The following is a 2,158-nucleotide window of genomic DNA, read 5'->3' as shown; positions in this document are numbered from 1 at the left end:
GGTCTGCTGGCCACCAACCCGATCGAAGTGCCAAAGGCTCTGCTGTCCAACGAAGTTGACCGTCTGCGCGTGCAGGCTGTTCAGCAGTTCGGCGGCAACATCAAGCCAGACCAACTGCCGGCCGAGCTGTTCGAAGAGCAAGCCAAGCGCCGCGTCGTGCTGGGTCTGATCGTGGCTGAAGTGGTCAAGCAATTCGACCTCAAGCCTGACGAAGCTCGCGTTCGCGAGATGATTCAGGAGATGGCTTCTGCTTACCAGGAGCCTGAGCAAGTTGTGTCCTGGTACTACAAGAACGACCAGCAACTGAACGAAGTTCGTTCGGTTGTGCTGGAAGAGCAAGTTGTGGATACTGTTCTGCAGAAAGCTAGCGTGACCGACAAATCGGTCTCTTACGAAGAAGCGGTCAAGCCGGTAGAAGCTCCACAAGCCGACTGATTGTTTTTGCGCTAAGAAGCACACACCATAAGCCAGCTCTCGAGCTGGCTTATGCGTATTCAAGACATAACTATTTGGGAGTGACTGCAGAGCATGTTCCGTAATTCGTATATTCAGCAGAACTCTGATATCCAGGCCGCAGGCGGCCTGGTCCCGATGGTTGTCGAGCAGTCCGCTCGTGGCGAGCGCGCCTACGACATCTACTCGCGCCTCCTCAAGGAGCGAGTGATCTTTCTGGTTGGCCCGGTAGAGGACTACATGGCCAACCTGATCTGTGCGCAACTGCTGTTCCTTGAAGCGGAAAACCCGGACAAGGACATCCATCTCTATATCAACTCCCCGGGCGGTTCGGTGACAGCGGGCATGTCGATCTACGACACCATGCAGTTCATCAAACCCAACGTATCGACCACCTGTATCGGTCAAGCGTGCAGCATGGGCGCGTTCCTGCTGACGGCCGGTGCACCAGGCAAGCGTTACTGCCTGCCGAACTCGCGTGTGATGATTCACCAGCCACTGGGCGGTTTCCAGGGCCAGGCTTCGGATATCGAAATCCATGCCAAGGAAATCCTCTTCATCCGCGAGCGTCTGAACACGCTGATGGCCAAGCATAGCGGTCGCACTCTGGAAGAAATCGAGCGCGATACCAACCGCGACAACTTCATGAGTGCAGAAGCTGCGAAGGAATACGGTTTGATCGATGAAGTGATCAACCAGCGCCCAGCTTAAAAATAAGCAGCTCAAAATAGGCTTGGTCGGCGCGTCTGATCAGCGGCGGGCTTGAAAAAGCCCGCAATAGCCTTCATCTTGTGTTGCAAGCCTATCGGATTTGGATCGAACGAATGACTGACACCCGCAACGGCGAGGACAACGGCAAGCTGCTCTATTGCTCCTTCTGTGGCAAAAGCCAGCATGAAGTGCGCAAATTGATTGCCGGCCCCTCGGTCTTTATCTGCGACGAGTGCGTCGACCTGTGCAATGACATCATCCGCGAGGAGGTGCAGGAAGCACAGGCCGAAAGCAGCGCGCATAAATTGCCTTCGCCTAAAGAAATCAGCGGCATCCTTGATCAGTATGTGATTGGTCAGGAGCGTGCGAAAAAGGTTCTGGCCGTAGCGGTGTACAACCACTACAAGCGCCTGAACCAGCGTGACAAAAAGAATGACGACGTCGAACTCGGCAAAAGCAACATCTTGCTGATCGGCCCGACAGGCTCGGGTAAAACCCTGCTTGCCGAAACACTGGCCCGCTTGCTGAACGTTCCGTTCACCATCGCCGACGCAACCACCCTCACCGAGGCGGGTTACGTGGGTGAAGATGTCGAGAACATCATTCAGAAGCTTTTGCAGAAGTGCGATTACGACGTGGAAAAGGCCCAGATGGGCATTGTCTACATCGACGAAATCGACAAGATCTCGCGCAAGTCTGACAACCCGTCGATCACCCGGGACGTTTCCGGTGAAGGCGTGCAGCAGGCCCTGCTCAAGTTGATCGAAGGCACGGTCGCTTCCGTTCCGCCGCAAGGTGGTCGCAAGCATCCGCAGCAGGAATTCCTGCAGGTTGACACTCGTAACATCCTGTTCATCTGCGGTGGTGCGTTCTCCGGTCTGGAAAAGGTTATTCAAAACCGTTCCACCAAGGGCGGCATCGGTTTCAACGCCGAAGTGCGCAGCAAGGAAGAAGGCAAGAAGGTTGGTGAATCCCTGCGTGAAGTCGAGCCTGA

2 protein-coding genes and 1 pseudogene are annotated in these 2,158 nt (G+C 55.2%); all 3 read left to right on the top strand.

What is annotated here, in order from left to right; genetic code table 11:
• Positions 1 to 435, top strand: a pseudogene (locus D8U18_RS25075) (trigger factor); the annotation flags it as partial.
• 93 nt (positions 436 to 528) lie between these two features.
• Positions 529 to 1,164: an ATP-dependent Clp endopeptidase proteolytic subunit ClpP gene (gene clpP, locus D8U18_RS25070; protein WP_053161532.1), complete on the top strand. Its 636-nt coding sequence runs from the start codon at positions 529 to 531 to the stop codon at positions 1,162 to 1,164.
• Positions 1,165 to 1,277: 113 nt separating this feature from the next.
• Positions 1,278 to 2,158, top strand: an 881-nt coding sequence (gene clpX, locus D8U18_RS25065; RefSeq protein WP_131108804.1) for an ATP-dependent Clp protease ATP-binding subunit ClpX, incomplete at its 3' end; no start/stop codon positions are given.

Origin of the sequence: Pseudomonas sp. Sample_10 (genome assembly GCF_004321495.1) — a bacterium.
Lineage (GTDB): Bacteria > Pseudomonadota > Gammaproteobacteria > Pseudomonadales > Pseudomonadaceae > Aquipseudomonas.
Note: the sequence above shows the minus strand (reverse complement) of the source record. Positions and strands in the feature narration are given on the sequence as shown.